This window comes from Desulforhopalus sp., from assembly GCA_030247675.1.
In the GTDB taxonomy this organism is placed as follows: Bacteria; Desulfobacterota; Desulfobulbia; order Desulfobulbales; family Desulfocapsaceae; genus Desulforhopalus_A.
In genome coordinates, this window is sequence record JAOTRX010000002.1 from 884,707 (window position 1) to 898,780 (window position 14,074).

A 14,074-nucleotide genomic window follows, 5' to 3' on the forward strand; every position below is an offset into this window, starting at 1 on the left:
AGAGATCAATTGGGCATTTTCAGGATATTGCGGGCCAATCTTCTTGGCCATCTCCCGCACGTCAAGGCAGGGACTCCCGGTCGGCAATGACCACGGTCAGTAGCCTTCTTGCCTCCTCGGTATATAATTTAATCCGCGAAAAATCAGGCTCTCCGGCGACCTTTTGCAGCAGCAATCCATCGCGGTCAAACCACAGGGGCAAGAGGCCGCCGAGGAAGAAGCCGGCCGTGCGGGCCGCCTCCACCGCCAGGGAGCTACCCGGTTGCCACAGGGGCAAAATGATCTGATAAACATGGCGATTCGGATACTCTTTTTGCCAGTGCGCCAGATACCCGGCAAAGTCACGCCCCACTTGTTCGATGGTAATTTTTACTAATCCGGCATTGTCCAGGCATTGTACCCTTCCTTTGGTACTAGCTTCATCCGGGGCGGGATCTTCAATGAAACTACGCCGCAGGCCGCGCGAATCGTACATTGCCCGCAGGGTGTCGGCGTATTGGCGGGGGAGAAAGATGTCGTGCGGCCGGTCGTGATAGATCATAAAGCCATCGAGTAGGGAAATCCGTCCGCTGGACCAGCCGGTTTCCTGTTCCGGTCTCGGAGGCATGGCCTCAATCTCGATGGCACAGGACAGACTGTGAAATTTTTCGGCCATTTTCTGGGTCATGATATGATCGGTGACACTCTGGCCAAACATCACATCCAGTCCGAGATAGGCCGGCGGGGTCGCGTGAATTCTCTGGGCCATACGCATGGCCAGGATAGAGTTGCGACAGGCGGGATGAACCAGCCAGGAACCACCTTCCATGATGCGCCTGCCGGGTGGATTGCGAAAGATGGCGTAAAGTCCGATGATATCGCCATCCTCCGTGCGTCCGACCACCTGGTGCAGGTCGGTCCCGGCATTTTGAAGGGCCAGTTCCTCCGGATCGTAGACGGAATCAATGGGAAACATCTCGCCATAAACAGCGTAATACAGCAAGGCCACACCAAGGGCGTCACCGGGCTGAAAATCGTCAACCACGTATTGTTGGTTGGGCCGGATATTCTGAGACATACCCCTGAGTACGGCCAGGCATTCTTCTCGCGTTTTTTTCATAGGGAAATTCCCGGAGTCTTCATTGTTTCCGATGGTCGGTTGCCGTATTACGCCTTGGTCGATTTCATCCTCGAATCGCTGCCCGGTATTTCGGGAGGTCGCTATTGCGCTAAAAGTTGTTCAGAGAAAATGACGAGGTGCGAAGAAAAATTGTATTTCAAATTCCGGAGAATAGTCAAGAAGCACCACGGATAAAGTCCAGAGATCGATACAGCTTCACTGTGAATTTCATTATAAAAATTGCGGAATCCTGTGAATTGCGATTAAATACATGACCTACAGCCATTGCATTGATAAAGCTGAGTTGAGCAGCTTGTCTGCTTAAACGAAACGTATACCTTTGGTATAAGCAGGTTACCATCCCGTATAGTCTCGGCAGGCCTTTTGAGCCGGTTGAAAAGATAGACCATCCTGAAACAATGTGAGTTCATAATGCAAAAACCACAGATTAAAACCATTGCCATTGTTGGCGCCGGGGCCATGGGCGCGGCGTATGCCGCCATGTTTTCCGATGCCGGAAGTTTTTCGCTGTTTTTCCTCGCCCGGGGCGAGAGATACCAGCGGCTGAAGAATAAGCCGCTCGGGGTGAACGGCAAGGCCTACAGTATTCCGGTCATGCAGCCGGAAGAAGTGGCGAAGCCGGTCGATCTGGTGCTCGTTGCCCTGAAACACCGCCATCTTGACGAGGCCCTTGGCGACATCAAGGCCATTGTCGGTCCAGAAACCACCATCCTTTCGGTCATGAATGGCCTGGAAAGTGAAAAGATACTCGGTGCCGCCTGCGGCATGGACAAGATTGTCTATGCTATTGCCGTTGGCATTGACGCGGTACGCGAAGGGAGCAATTTCTCCTATGCCCGGCCGGGAAAGATCATCTTTGGCGAAGGACCGCTGAAAAGCCCGTACGATAGGGTTGCCTGTCTGCGGGAGGCCCTGACCCGGGCGGCTATTCCGCACGAGGTCCCCGCCGATATGATGCGGATTATGTGGTGGAAATTTATGATAAATGTTGGTATTAATCAGGCCTCTGCGACGCTGCGCTCCCCCTATGGCGTCTTCCAGGCCTCGGCGGACGCCCGGGCGCTGATGATGCTCCTCATGCAGGAAGTGGTGGCGCTTGCCGGCAAGGTTGCCGTCGATCTGTCGCAGAAAGACCTCGACGAATGGTTTACCGTGCTCGCCACCTTATCCCCCGACGGCAAGACCTCGATGCTCCAGGATATTGAGGCGGGGAGAAAAACCGAGGTAGAAATTTTCGCCGGCAAGGTTGTCGCCATGGGCAAGGAACATGGTGTGCCGACCCCGGTGAACCAGACGATTTTCCACATTATCAAAGCTATGGAAGAGCGAGGCAATGCCGCCGCGCATCCGAAGAGTTGACAGGCAAGATCCTCCTATGATTCCTGAAAACCGCCAGGCCAGCACCGAACAACAGGGCCTCCCGCCGACAGACGAGCCGATACCGCTGGCGAGCGACGCGGAGCCGGTTACCAGGGTTTCCTTAAAGATTGAAGACTGGGCGACGGTGATCGTCATGGCCCTCCTGGCACTGATCACCTTTGCCAATGTCCTGGTGCGCTATTTCACCAACCATTCCTTTGCCTGGACGGAGGAGATCTCAATCTTTTTAATGATTGTCCTGGTGCTGGTCGCCGGCTCAGCGGCGGTTGCCCGCAATCGCCATATCCGCATCGAATATTTTGCCGAGAAAGGGACGCCCGGCCGTCAGCGTTTGCTGGCGCGACTTGGTTCCCTGGTCGTTTTTGCCGTGTTTATTCTCCTGGCGGTACTCAGCTCGCGGATGGTCTGGGACGACTACCGGTTTGGCGAGACCTCGCCGGGCATTGGCCTGCCGCAGTGGTGGTATTCACTGTGGTTGCCCTTGCTCTCCTTGGCTATTGCCTTCAGGGCCTGGGGCCTGTTCATCCGGCAGGGGCGCGATCAATGACCGGTATCGTCCTCTTTGCAGTCTTCATCGTGCTGATGCTGGCCGGTGTGGCCATCGGTCCGGCCATCGGTCTGGCCGCCGCTTTCGCCATCGCCCTGGCCAACAAGGATGCCCAGTGGTTCGGCCTCTTGGCGGTGCCGCAGAATTTTTACGCGGGTCTTGGCAAATATCCCCTCCTGGCCATTCCCATGTTTGTCCTGGTGGGCTCAATTTTTGACCGTTCCGGCGTCGCCCAGCGGCTGGTGACCTTTGCCGTGTCGATCTTCGGGCGGGGCCCCGGCATGCTGCCGCTGGTGACCATTCTGGTGGCCATGGTCCTCGGCGGGATCTCCGGCTCAGGGCCGGCAACCGCCGCGGCGGTGGGCAGCGTCATGATTGTGTCGATGATCCGGGCAGGTTATCCGGCGGCATATTCGGCGAGTATCGTCGGTGCTGCCGCGGCTACGGACATCCTCATTCCCCCGTCGATTGCCTTTATCGTCTATTCGGTATTAGTGCCGGGCGCCTCGGTGCCGGCGATGTTTGCCGCTGGCATGATTCCCGGCATCCTGGTTGGTTTGGCGCTGATGATTCCCGCCGTCTGGCTGGCAAGAAGACACGGTATGGGCCTCTTGGAGGCAGACCAAAGCAAACCGCCTTTCTGGGCCAGTCTGCGCGAGGCATCCTGGGGGCTGGTTGCTCCGGTGCTGATTCTCGGGGGTATGCGCGCCGGCTGGTTTACCCCGACCGAGGCGGCGGTCGTCGCGGTGTTTTATGGGCTCTTCGTCGGCATGGTCATCCACTGCACCATCCGGTTTCGCGATCTGTTTGAGATTTTGCGTGAATCCGGAGAACTGTCTGCCGTTATCCTGATTGTCGTGGCCCTTGCCGGCATCTTTGCTTATTCACTCTCGACCCTGGGCATTATCGACCCGGTCACCCGGGCCATCGTTCATTCGGGCCTTGGTGAATACGGCATTCTCGCCCTGCTGATTTTTATGCTGATTATCGTCGGCATGTTTCTTGACGGAATCTCGATATTTCTGATCTTTACCCCGCTGCTGCTGCCAATTGCCAACTTCTACCAGTGGAATCTGGTGTGGTTCGGGGTGCTGCTGACGATCATGGTATCAATCGGCCAATTCACTCCGCCGATGGCGGTAAACCTGATGGTATCCTGCCGGATAGCCCGGGTAAGCATGGAACAGACCGTGCGCTGGGTGGGCTGGCTGCTGATAGCGGTGTTCTGTGTACTGCTTCTGGTCATTCTGTTTCCCCAACTGGCCTTGTGGCTTCCCGGCCGGCTGGGGTATTAGTACCTTGTGGGGGGTTGGTAAAATTATGGTCTTTCGCAGAATAGGTGTAATAACAATTCAAGAGGAGATCCCAATTATGAAACTTTGTAGCGCTCTGAAGTTTTTCTTTGTCGTCGCCACCCTTGCCCTGACGACCTTGGCATCGGCGGAAAATTACAAACCCGAGTACAAGATGTCGCTCGTCCTGGGGCCGGCCTTCCCGTGGGGCAAGGGCGGTGAGATCTGGGCTGATCTGGTGCGCGAGCGTACCGCCGGGCGTATCAATATCAAACTGTATCCGGGGACATCGCTGGTCCAGGGTGACCAGACGCGAGAATTTTCGGCAATTCGCCAAGGCGTAATCGATATGGCCATTGGTTCGACCATCAACTGGTCGCCCCAGGTCAAGGAACTCAACCTCTTCTCCATGCCCTTCCTCATGCCGGATTATGCGGCAATCGATGCCCTCACCCAGGGCGAGGTCGGCAGCCAGCTGTTTGCCACCCTTGATAAGGCCGGTGTCGTACCCCTTGCCTGGGGTGAGAACGGCTTTCGCCAGGTCTCCAACTCGAAATTGGCGATTCGCAAGCCGGAGGATTTGAAGGGGATGAAGATTCGTGTTGTCGGCTCACCCCTTTTCCTTGATACCTTCACCGCCCTTGGCGCCAACCCGACCCAGATGAGCTGGGCGGACGCCCAACCGGCCCTGGCGAGTGGCGCGGTGGACGGCCAGGAAAACCCGATGGCCATTTTCACCGCCGCCAAACTGCACAGCGTTGGCCAGAAACATGTCACCATGTGGGGCTATGTTGCTGATCCACTAATTTTTGTCGTTAATAAAGAGATCTGGGCCTCCTGGACCGAGGCCGACCGGGCCATCGTCAAACAGGCTGCCCTTGATGCCGCCAAGCAGGAAATCGCCATTGCCAGGACCGGCCTTGTTGAGCCGGATCAGCCATTGCAAAAGTCAATCGAGGCCCTGGGCGTCACTGTTACCCACCTGACCGCGCAGGAGCGCGAGGCCTTTGTTAAGGCTACCCGTCCGGTATTTGATAAATGGAAGCAGCAGATTGGCGCTGACTTGGTTGATAAGGCCGAGAAAGCAATCGCCGCCCGCGCCAAATAGGCAGGGTATCTTGCAGCGTTAACAGGACTTGCCGCAGGGCGAGTCCTGTTTTTTGCAAAGTGTTTTTGAAATATTCGGCAAGAAAAGGGAACCATTAATGAAATTACAAGACAACCAAGCCGCGATCATCCTCGAAGCCTCGGAAGAGGGGGAGATTTCTGTTAATTTAGAGGGCGCGGATGAGGGTGGTCTGGCCTACGCCTTGTGCCGGAGCCTCGCCAAGAAGCTCTTGGTCGATGAGGCATTTCAAGCCGAGTTGCTGGAGATGGTGGAAGCTGGGGAGAAAGAGGAGTAAAACACGAAAAATGCCTGGCGCTCCGCTTGTTCCGGAGGGAAGAAATGATTATTATGAGACAAAATTCGGTAGGCTTGATAACTCATAAACCACCACCAAGAGGATGTGAAAAATGTACCAGCAAGTAAATCAGATAACTTTGCCCCAGGCGAGACAGGAAGCCTCGACGATCTTTCTTGCCAAAGTATTCAACCTGATGACGGTCGGTTTGGCGATCACCGGCCTCGTCGCCTTTTTTACCGCCAATACCGGTCTTGCCAACCTCATTATCGGCAGCCCGCTGTTTATTATCCTGATGCTGGCCGAGCTGGGGCTGGTCTTTTACCTCTCCGCTCGGGTGGAGAAGATCCAGGCGGCAACCGCCTCGGGGCTGTTTATCGGTTACTCGGTGCTTAACGGCCTCACCCTGTCGGTGATTTTTCTCGCCTATACCAACACCTCCATCGCCGCCACCTTCTTTATCACTGCCGGGATGTTCGGGGCAATGGCCGTTTACGGCCTGGTGACCAAGCGCGATCTTTCGGGCTTGGGCTCTTTTTTGTTCATGGGTCTGATCGGCATCATCATCGCCTCGATTGTCAATATCTTCCTGAAAAGTTCAAGTGTTGACTGGATGATCTCCTGCCTTGGCGTCCTTATCTTCACCGGCCTTACCGCCTACGATGTGCAAAAGATCAAGCGGATCGGTGAAGAGGGGATCCTCGCCCAGGGTGATGAGGTAGTTCGCAAGGGTGCGGTCATGGGCGCCTTGGCCCTGTATCTCGATTTTATCAACCTGTTCCTGATGCTGCTGCGCTTCTTTGGCGGCAGCAGGGATTAGTGATTAGCGGCTTAGGGATTCATTTTCTTCTGGAATGAATTTCGAAGGTACCTGGGCTCTCTTGTGGGGGGCGTAATCTTTTAGCAATCTTTCTTCGATATCGATAGTTCAAAACGGCATACCCAGGACACCGGGTATGCCGTTTTTATTTGCCCAGCATGGTGAGCTCAAAAAGCCCCTCCGGGACTTTTCGGAAGGGTTGAGGTGTTTATTGGTGGTCCGCGTTGGGCTCGAACCAACGACCTGACGATTAAGAATCAACCCCATTATCTGTGACGTATTGCCTTTGCCGATTTTGATTTAAGAAGTCGCCTGAACAAGCCCCATTCTACGAAAAACCTCCTCAGTGAAATACACAATCGTGGAATGAATGATTATCATTCCCTGCAGGACGATGTTAAAGGTCGCCAGAATCCAACAACTGAACCACGGTCCCCATTGCTGGGTAGTGATCTTATAGTGGATCTTGATGTAAAATTCTGGCCGGCTTTCGCATGAAATCCTGAGATATAATAATTAGTGCCGTATCTCTACGGTGCATTGCATTAAAAGGAGACATCCAATGACGTATACATGTCAGAACTGCGGCGTAACCGCAGAAAATCGCAGTGACCTCTGCAACCCGACAAGTGAAGAACTCGAAACCAGATTCTGTGGCGCCTCGTCAGTGCAAATTTGCGATGGCAAGCTGCCGGAGATGAAGTACTCCTGCGACGCGTGTGGGAGTGTATCGGCAGACCCCGACAATCTCTGCAATCCGAGTAAAATAAGCAACTGAAAGGCTACCATTTTGTGAAAAACTCCTATCCCGCACACCCCCCCCCGCCGACTCAGACCCTGGCTACATCAGGAGAAGGGTCGGTTGTGAGGGGCAGGCGACCCAAGGGAGTTTATCGCAGTATGGTTAGGTACCACGGCTTTGTTGCGGGCAGATCATGTATCTTGTTACTTTTCGCATTGTCGGGCACCCTGCTATCCCAAACCCACCTTGGCTAAAGGCTGGAAAAGGGCTCAATGTAATTAAAGCCGCTGGTGTCGAGCAGGCGAGATCCTTGCTCAGGATGTTACAGACCGTTAACCCTCCTTATGATTTCGAGAAGACGGATCCTTTTCGAGATCTTCCTCCCTTCACTACAGGCGCACCCCATAGAAGAAAGATCTTACCGTCCAAAAAAACCGCTGCCATAGCTATTTTTGCCGCGTCAAGCCAACTGATAAAGGAGTTGGTAGCCATTGATCCGGTGTTTTTTGAAACCGACCGGATTGAATTTGGCAGACGCCGCGACCAAAGCAGATGGATTAATTTCGTCGAACTGTCCAACTCGACTCGCTGGAGTGAAATTGAATCAACTGTCAGGAGTCTGCTTTCTCGAATCGATCCGAATGCCGAATCGGTTGTCGAGCTGTTGCAAAATACCATCGCCAATCTATTCAGCACCGATCGAATCAAGGGGAAAACAGCGGTGGACTTGCGAGAGCAGCTGAGAGCGCTGCGACCCTTTCTAAGTGAAAACGATCAGGCGCAGCTGGAACAATGTCTTTATGCAGTTGACCGGGACGAGCATTTTCGGCAAGCCAAGGAAGTCTTTGATGTAGCTCTCCCTCTCTTTCTGTTTGTCACACCGTCTATGCTTGGCTACCCGCCCCAAGAAACAGAAGACTTCTCAGTGGAGGAGACCTCTGCAGCGCTTGTTGAGTTTCTTATAAACCGCCAAAAGGACGGCGGTCAGGGGGGGACGGCATCATCAAAACAAGGTTTACATGCGGTGAATCGTGATTTGCCAACAGATAAGTCCGAACTGAACCGGCATATCGGTGAAGAGCAGCCTTCCCATATCCTTGAAGGCTCGCTGCCCCATCTGGCTGTCCCTGTTGCGGAAACACCACCTGTGCGCAGAATAGGGACGTTATTGTCAAGCCTTGCCAGCTTGCACAAGAAACTGCATGGCTATGAACCTATATTTCTGATTGATATCAGTGGAATGGAACTCGAAAGTGTGGAGCAAGCCGACCTGCTGAGATTATTGCTCCATTACTCCTCACGGTGGCAGCTCTTTGTCATACCCGACAACCCATTTCTCGCACTTTGCGAAGGTATTCTTTCCGATGAAGAAGAGGGACATCAACCGGTTACTGTCATTGATCTATCTGGCGTCGTGGTATGAAAAAATACCATTAAAGACGTGCCGCTGCTGCGATCAAAGCCTCCGCACTCCCAGCGCCTGAAGATGGTTGGGTACCCCCCCCTCTGCCAATATGGTATTTTTAACTCCACCTTGGATTCAAGGGTTGCCGGGTGCTTTGTTTTGAGGAGAGCGCGCCCATTCTCGGAGCACTCCAGGGCTTTTGCCACTGCAACTTTCGCCATGGCGAGAATAGTTGAAAAACCCACTTTGCAATCCCACCCATACCAAAGGCGCTCAAAGAGGCCCATATACTGGAAAATCTTTACCCGTTCAGTCGTTGTGCAGTGGTCTGTCGGCCATATGGCCCTTACTGCGAAACTCATACAGGCAGCAGGCGGCAATGAGGACCTTGCTGTCCCTTCGTATCGCTCGGATCACCGCCTGCTCGAAAAGCTGGTATAGTACCTTTACCCAAGCCTTAATATCTGGCAGCTTCAGTCTGCCGTAACCTAGCGATCGGAGCCGCTGTCAGGAGCCACCTCCTTGCAACTGTTGCGTTCGTGTTCCAGCAATTCTTCAACCTTTTTTGGGGCTTCCCGGTCATTATCCCAGGTGCAGGTGAGTTCGCTGCCTACCTCACAGTCAACGCCACAAACAAAGACCTTTCCATCCTTATCCGTTACCTTTGCCTCACGTTCATATCCTTTCATGACAGCCTCCTCGATTGAGTTCGCCTGCAATTGTCGATAAAGATCGGCAGTGTCCACACCCCGAAAAGGATACGTCATGCTAGTAATCGCTACGTTCATGCGCCGAATATCAGCCACGTTCAATTAGAGTCTTGCGGTTGTTGTACTGCGCACAATCAATCTACGTAACAGAATCCAGCGATGCAAACACCAGCCAGGGTGCAACTATCTCCTCTTTTCTTTGTCTTATACCGCAAGGGCATACGATTCGTTTGAGCAGACCAGCTGCTCAACTCAGCTTTATCCAGTCACTAAGCTCTTAAATCTGCCCGTGATCCTCACCTCTTATGAATTAGGCGAAAATAATTACGCTTAATTCATAAGATAACAGTAAATCCTTTTAGGTCGGTGTCAATTAGACGGCTTCTTGTCCTGAATAACCGGCCTGATTGCAATTGGTATTCTTTTGCCCAATCATAGGGAATCATCTTTGAAAAAACCGATGCTGGCTGATGATAAAACCACCAGCACCGAGCCGATGTTATGGATCACCGCCCCGACGATAGGGCTGATCAATCCGCTCGCCCCGGCCAGAACCGAGATCAGATTGAAGATGAGGCCGAAGGCAATATTCAGTTTGATGATCAGCAGCATCCTGCGGCCGAGGGCAATCAAAAACGGCAGCTTGGCGATGTCGTCGCCCATCAAAGCAATATCGGCGGTCTCCAGGGCTACCTCGGTGCCCTTGCCGCCCATGGCGATGCCGGTATCGGCGACGGCGAGGGCCGGGGCGTCGTTGATGCCGTCGCCGACAAAGATGACCTTGGAAGAGTTCTTCTGTATCTCTTCAATGACCCGCATCTTGTCGCCTGGTTTGAGGCCGGACCATAACTGCGAGATGCCGAGTTTGCTGCCAACCAGTTGCACTGATTTCTCGTGGTCTCCGGAGAGAATGCCAATTTCCCTGATTCCCAGCCTGCGGAGACCTTCCATGGTACTGCCGGCGCTGGTACGCAACTGGTCGGAGACACTGAGAAAGCCGAGGGCCTGTTTGTCCCGGTAGACCATCAGCGGCGTGGCCCCCTGCTCCTTGATTGCCTGCAGCCGGGACCTGAGGGCAAGGGGAACGGCGCCCATGCCGCCGTTCAGATAGACGCTGCCAACTTCAATGAGATTACCGGCAACACTGCCCCGTACCCCAAGGCCGATTTCGGCAACCAGATCGTGGGCCGCCTCGACGGAAACCTTGGCATACAGTGCCGCCTTGATGACTGCCCGGGCGAGCGGGTGCGTCGAGTTGCATTCGACGCCGGCCGCCTGCTGGAGAAGATCTTCCTCGGTCACACCCTCGGCCGGGATGACTTCATCAACCCGGGGGGTGCCTTGGGTGAGGGTGCCGGTCTTATCAAAAAGAATGGTGTCCGCCAGGGCGGCGCTTTCAAGGTGCTGCCCGCCCTTGACGAGGATTCCGGCCCGGGCGGCGCGGCCGATGGCGGCGACGGTGGCGGTTGGCACGGCCAGGATGAGGGCGCAGGGGCAACCGACGATAAGGACAGCCACGGCGCGGCTGAACTCTCCCGAGAGCAGCCAGGCAAGAAGGGCGCATCCCAAGATCAAGGGTGTGAAATATTTGGCAAAACGGTCAATAAAGGCGATGGTTTTCGGTTTATGCGCTTCCGCCTCCGAGACCAGCTTGATGACTTGGCCCAGGGTGGTGTTCGCACCTACTCGCTCGGCCCTCATCCGCAACACACCATTATTATTGAAGGTCCCGGCGTACACCGGGGCACCGACAGTTTTCTCCGCCGGCATGGCCTCGCCGGTGATCGCTGATTCATCGAGGGAGGAGGTCCCTTCGGTGATGAGCCCATCGACCGGGACCTGATCTCCCGGTTTAATGATGAGGATGTCGCCGACCCGCACATCTTCAACGAGGACCGTTTGCGTTGTTCCATCGTTTTGGCAGACGGTGGCGTGTTTCGGAGTGATCTTGATCAAGGCCTGAATGGATTTGCGCGCCGATTCGGCGGTGGCCTCCTCAATGAGGGCGCCGAGCACCATGATCGAACTGACGACAGCGGCGGTGAGAAATTCGCCGTTCAGGAGGCAGGCGATAATGGCCAGAGCCAGCAACTCATCGACATTTACCCTCTTTTCGAGAATGCCCTGTACCGCCCCGACAATAACCGGCAGCCCGTTGATGGCAACCGAGGCCAGAATCAGCGCCAGGCTGATGCTCCCTTGCCCCGGGAAGGTCAACTTGCCAATCACAAACCCGGCAAGGGCCAAGGATGCGCCAAAGCCGACCTTAAGAAAATCGCGGCTCTGTAAAAGTTCCTCGTACACGCCTAGTTTGGTAAAACGACCGATCATGTTACAATTCTCCTGTTCGTAAAAAATGCACTTCCGTAGCCGCCTGCACTGCAACAGCTGCCGGCGATCAGCGGATCTTTTCCAGGTGTTCCATGAGCTGATCGATGAGTTTCTCGTCGTGATCGACCAGGGATTTGGCGATGCAACCGCGCAGATGGTCGCCGATTACCTGGGTCCAGACACCGCGCAGGGCGCCGGTTGCCGAGTTGATTTGCCGCAACACCTCGATACAGTCCTTGTCCTGTTCCACCATGGTACACAGGTTGCGCACCTGGCCCTCAATCCTTCGCAATCTTTTTACCACCCGCATCTTGTCTTGGTCGGTTCCACAGAGACTCATTTGACTTCTCCTCTCAATAATTCTCGGTTGAATAGACGATAGGGGTATACCCTATGTTTGCGTGTGCTGTTTTAAACCTGCTCTCGGCAAAAGGCAAGCGGAAAAATGCCTTTACATAGTCGGCAGGCTGTCCTCCGCGTTGCCTGGGGAGCCTGTCGCCTGCTCTTTCTGGTGAGTGCTTTGCCGTGAAGTGGCCGTGCGGATCGTTACAGCTTCTTGACGCACAAGGCATGGGTTGCCCGGCTGATTGGGATGAAGTTATTGATGATGAGTGAGTCAAATTTGTTGGCGTTTTTAATGGTGTTTTCGGTGTCGATGATATCGAAATCACCTTCTTTCACCGCCACGCAGATGCGTCCGGCGCCGCGCTCCTTTTCTTTGATCTTGACCCATTCGTAGGAAACAAACCAATACTGGTCCTTGGGTGTCGGCCGGTTTGCATAAACGACAAAGGCCATCGCCAGAACCAGGATAATGATGGTGTTGATCATCGGCCAATTAACCGGGGTATTTTTTCGAATCATCGCAAGCCTCCTTCGATTTTTTCGTATATCTCGCCCCACGGCAAGGGGCTGGCATTTTCTGCGGCCGCCGCTCCCAGGTGCCTAAGCAAGCCCGACGATCTTTTCCAGGCGGGCAATCTCGGCCGTGATCCGTTGCCTTTCCTCTTCACTGAGACCCGGCTGCAGGAGTTGTTGGTGCAGACCGAGAAGTATCATTTCCGCCCGGTATTCGTTGCAGGTATAGGGGCTGGATACCTGCTTGCTGCCGTTGTCCATAATTATTCCGGGCGAAAGGTTTAGGCGAGATGGATAGCCTTATCGATGCCGCCGTAGAGAAACCAGCAGGAGAAGACGAGCAGGAAGACGGCGCAGCCACCGATCAATTTGCGGTAGGAGCTGTCGCTGAAAAAACGCTTGCCCTTGGCGATCCCAAACGAGATGATGCAGTACCAGGTCAGATCGGCGAGGATATGGCCGCAGAAAAAAGCCGCGACGCCGATCAGTCCGAATTTCATCGAATGCATGATGTAGCCAATGCCGATGGATGCCCACCAGATCAGCCAGTAGGGGTTGGCGGCACTGAGGACGATGCCGGTGACCACGAGATTTCTTGAGCCCCGGCCATTGTCTGCTTGGCCTTCCAGGCTCAGCTGGGGAAGGGAGCGGAGCATGGCCGTCCCCATCCACAGCAGGAATGCGCCGCCGGTCAAGGAAATGAGGATAAAGACGTCGTCACGGGCAAGGATCGGCGCCAGACCGGACAGCAGGGCGGCGACCATGGCCAGTTCAAGCAGGCCGTGGCCGAAGATCATCATCGGGCCGACGTGGGCCCCCCGCCTGGAGCTCTCGCTGATGGTAACGGTGAGCAGCGGGCCGGGCATGAGGGCGCCGGAGAGGGCAAGGACAAACGAGGTGGAGAAGATAGTCAGCAGGGCAATTTCCATGAGGTATACCAGGCAAGAAAAGATTGATGGCGGAGTATACCGGCAATCCCCGGTTTCGACAATGGGCGGTTCAATTTTGCGGTACGGCAATCAGGCGTTCATATCAGGCACTTGATTTACATGGGCAAGAGGTATCTACTTCCCTTGGCATTGGGAGTTGTGGATCGGTGCGTGCGACCGGCGAGGGGTTGTGATGGAAAAGCGAAGGGGAAATGCCTGAAAAACACAGAGTGAATACACGACCAACCGCTATTTATACCACAAGGGCATAAGCTTCGTTTAAGCAAACAAGCTGGTCAATTCAGCTTTATACGCCCTAAGAAAGACACACACTGCAAGGGAATATCGCCTGGCTTTACTCAGCAGCCGGCGAATTAGGACCACCACAGAAAACGGTGTTTTATCATCAACCTCTCACCTGTTTGCTAATATACGGAATTTTCATATATACTTTAATGTGACGCAAAATTTTTTAACACGGAGACTGCACCCTTGCCGGCCGAGAGGGATACGGACGGCTGGCAATGCCATTTTCCA

General features: G+C 54.4%; 15 protein-coding genes. 8 read left to right on the plus strand and 7 right to left on the minus strand.

Annotated features, from left to right (window positions below; genetic code table 11):
- Nucleotides 1-61: 61 nt before the first annotated feature.
- Nucleotides 62-1,099: a hypothetical protein gene (locus OEL83_03870; protein ID MDK9706167.1), complete on the minus strand. Its 1,038-nt coding sequence runs from the start codon at nt 1,097-1,099 to the stop codon at nt 62-64.
- 432 nt (nt 1,100-1,531) lie between these two features.
- On the opposite strand from OEL83_03870, the gene OEL83_03875 reads away from it, so the two are divergent.
- The 8 genes from OEL83_03875 to OEL83_03910 all read left to right on the plus strand — a co-directional run bounded on the left by OEL83_03875 (nt 1,532) and on the right by OEL83_03910 (nt 8,727).
- Complete coding sequence (locus tag OEL83_03875) at nt 1,532-2,479, plus strand: 2-dehydropantoate 2-reductase (protein MDK9706168.1); 948 nt, start codon at nt 1,532-1,534, stop codon at nt 2,477-2,479.
- A gap of 16 nt (nt 2,480-2,495) precedes the next feature.
- Nucleotides 2,496-3,047, plus strand: a complete 552-nt coding sequence (locus OEL83_03880) for a TRAP transporter small permease (GenBank protein ID MDK9706169.1) — start codon at nt 2,496-2,498, stop codon at nt 3,045-3,047.
- The gene (locus OEL83_03885) at nt 3,044-4,342 is read left to right on the plus strand and encodes a TRAP transporter large permease (protein MDK9706170.1); all 1,299 of its coding nucleotides are present in this window, start codon (nt 3,044-3,046) and stop codon (nt 4,340-4,342) included. Before OEL83_03880 ends, OEL83_03885 begins: the two co-directional genes overlap by 4 nt.
- 76 nt (nt 4,343-4,418) lie before the next feature.
- Nucleotides 4,419-5,447, plus strand: a complete 1,029-nt coding sequence (locus tag OEL83_03890) for a DctP family TRAP transporter solute-binding subunit (protein ID MDK9706171.1) — start codon at nt 4,419-4,421, stop codon at nt 5,445-5,447.
- A gap of 97 nt (nt 5,448-5,544) precedes the next feature.
- Nucleotides 5,545-5,742, plus strand: coding sequence for a twitching motility protein (locus OEL83_03895; GenBank protein ID MDK9706172.1), 198 nt, complete (start codon nt 5,545-5,547; stop codon nt 5,740-5,742).
- A 112-nt stretch (nt 5,743-5,854) separates the two neighbouring features.
- Entirely contained in the window at nt 5,855-6,562 is a 708-nt protein-coding gene (locus OEL83_03900; protein MDK9706173.1) for a Bax inhibitor-1/YccA family protein, read from the plus strand.
- Between the two features lie 562 nt (nt 6,563-7,124).
- Complete coding sequence (locus OEL83_03905) at nt 7,125-7,340, plus strand: hypothetical protein (protein ID MDK9706174.1); 216 nt, start codon at nt 7,125-7,127, stop codon at nt 7,338-7,340.
- Between the two features lie 157 nt (nt 7,341-7,497).
- Nucleotides 7,498-8,727, plus strand: coding sequence for a hypothetical protein (locus OEL83_03910; protein ID MDK9706175.1), 1,230 nt, complete (start codon nt 7,498-7,500; stop codon nt 8,725-8,727).
- A gap of 470 nt (nt 8,728-9,197) precedes the next feature.
- On the opposite strand, the gene OEL83_03915 is transcribed toward OEL83_03910, so the two are convergent.
- From OEL83_03915 to OEL83_03940, 6 genes are all read right to left on the minus strand, one after another.
- On the minus strand, nt 9,198-9,398 hold the full coding sequence (locus tag OEL83_03915) for a hypothetical protein (protein ID MDK9706176.1): 201 nt from the start codon (nt 9,396-9,398) through the stop codon (nt 9,198-9,200).
- A gap of 453 nt (nt 9,399-9,851) precedes the next feature.
- Nucleotides 9,852-11,750, minus strand: coding sequence for a cation-translocating P-type ATPase (locus tag OEL83_03920; protein MDK9706177.1), 1,899 nt, complete (start codon nt 11,748-11,750; stop codon nt 9,852-9,854).
- 67 nt (nt 11,751-11,817) lie between these two features.
- Complete coding sequence (locus OEL83_03925) at nt 11,818-12,090, minus strand: metal-sensitive transcriptional regulator (GenBank protein ID MDK9706178.1); 273 nt, start codon at nt 12,088-12,090, stop codon at nt 11,818-11,820.
- 206 nt (nt 12,091-12,296) lie between these two features.
- Nucleotides 12,297-12,614, minus strand: a complete 318-nt coding sequence (locus OEL83_03930) for a hypothetical protein (GenBank protein ID MDK9706179.1) — start codon at nt 12,612-12,614, stop codon at nt 12,297-12,299.
- An 81-nt stretch (nt 12,615-12,695) separates the two neighbouring features.
- Nucleotides 12,696-12,869 (minus strand): hypothetical protein, encoded by a 174-nt coding sequence (locus tag OEL83_03935; GenBank protein MDK9706180.1) that lies wholly within the window; start codon nt 12,867-12,869, stop codon nt 12,696-12,698.
- Nucleotides 12,870-12,889: 20 nt separating this feature from the next.
- Complete coding sequence (locus tag OEL83_03940) at nt 12,890-13,537, minus strand: LysE family translocator (GenBank protein MDK9706181.1); 648 nt, start codon at nt 13,535-13,537, stop codon at nt 12,890-12,892.
- Nucleotides 13,538-14,074 lie beyond the last annotated feature (537 nt).

What these genes read in the sequence shown, in the direction of transcription:
- OEL83_03870 (MDK9706167.1), bottom strand. Translation starts at nt 1,099, where the DNA reads ATGAAAAAAACGCGAGAAGAATGCCTGGCCGTACTCAGGGGTATGTCT.
- OEL83_03875 (MDK9706168.1), top strand. Translation starts at nt 1,532, where the DNA reads ATGCAAAAACCACAGATTAAAACCATTGCCATTGTTGGCGCCGGGGCC.
- OEL83_03880 (MDK9706169.1), top strand. Translation starts at nt 2,496, where the DNA reads ATGATTCCTGAAAACCGCCAGGCCAGCACCGAACAACAGGGCCTCCCG.
- OEL83_03885 (MDK9706170.1), top strand. Translation starts at nt 3,044, where the DNA reads ATGACCGGTATCGTCCTCTTTGCAGTCTTCATCGTGCTGATGCTGGCC.
- OEL83_03890 (MDK9706171.1), top strand. Translation starts at nt 4,419, where the DNA reads ATGAAACTTTGTAGCGCTCTGAAGTTTTTCTTTGTCGTCGCCACCCTT.
- OEL83_03895 (MDK9706172.1), top strand. Translation starts at nt 5,545, where the DNA reads ATGAAATTACAAGACAACCAAGCCGCGATCATCCTCGAAGCCTCGGAA.
- OEL83_03900 (MDK9706173.1), top strand. Translation starts at nt 5,855, where the DNA reads ATGTACCAGCAAGTAAATCAGATAACTTTGCCCCAGGCGAGACAGGAA.
- OEL83_03905 (MDK9706174.1), top strand. Translation starts at nt 7,125, where the DNA reads ATGACGTATACATGTCAGAACTGCGGCGTAACCGCAGAAAATCGCAGT.
- OEL83_03910 (MDK9706175.1), top strand. Translation starts at nt 7,498, where the DNA reads ATGTATCTTGTTACTTTTCGCATTGTCGGGCACCCTGCTATCCCAAAC.
- OEL83_03915 (MDK9706176.1), bottom strand. Translation starts at nt 9,398, where the DNA reads ATGAAAGGATATGAACGTGAGGCAAAGGTAACGGATAAGGATGGAAAG.
- OEL83_03920 (MDK9706177.1), bottom strand. Translation starts at nt 11,750, where the DNA reads ATGATCGGTCGTTTTACCAAACTAGGCGTGTACGAGGAACTTTTACAG.
- OEL83_03925 (MDK9706178.1), bottom strand. Translation starts at nt 12,090, where the DNA reads ATGAGTCTCTGTGGAACCGACCAAGACAAGATGCGGGTGGTAAAAAGA.
- OEL83_03930 (MDK9706179.1), bottom strand. Translation starts at nt 12,614, where the DNA reads ATGATTCGAAAAAATACCCCGGTTAATTGGCCGATGATCAACACCATC.
- OEL83_03935 (MDK9706180.1), bottom strand. Translation starts at nt 12,869, where the DNA reads ATGGACAACGGCAGCAAGCAGGTATCCAGCCCCTATACCTGCAACGAA.
- OEL83_03940 (MDK9706181.1), bottom strand. Translation starts at nt 13,537, where the DNA reads ATGGAAATTGCCCTGCTGACTATCTTCTCCACCTCGTTTGTCCTTGCC.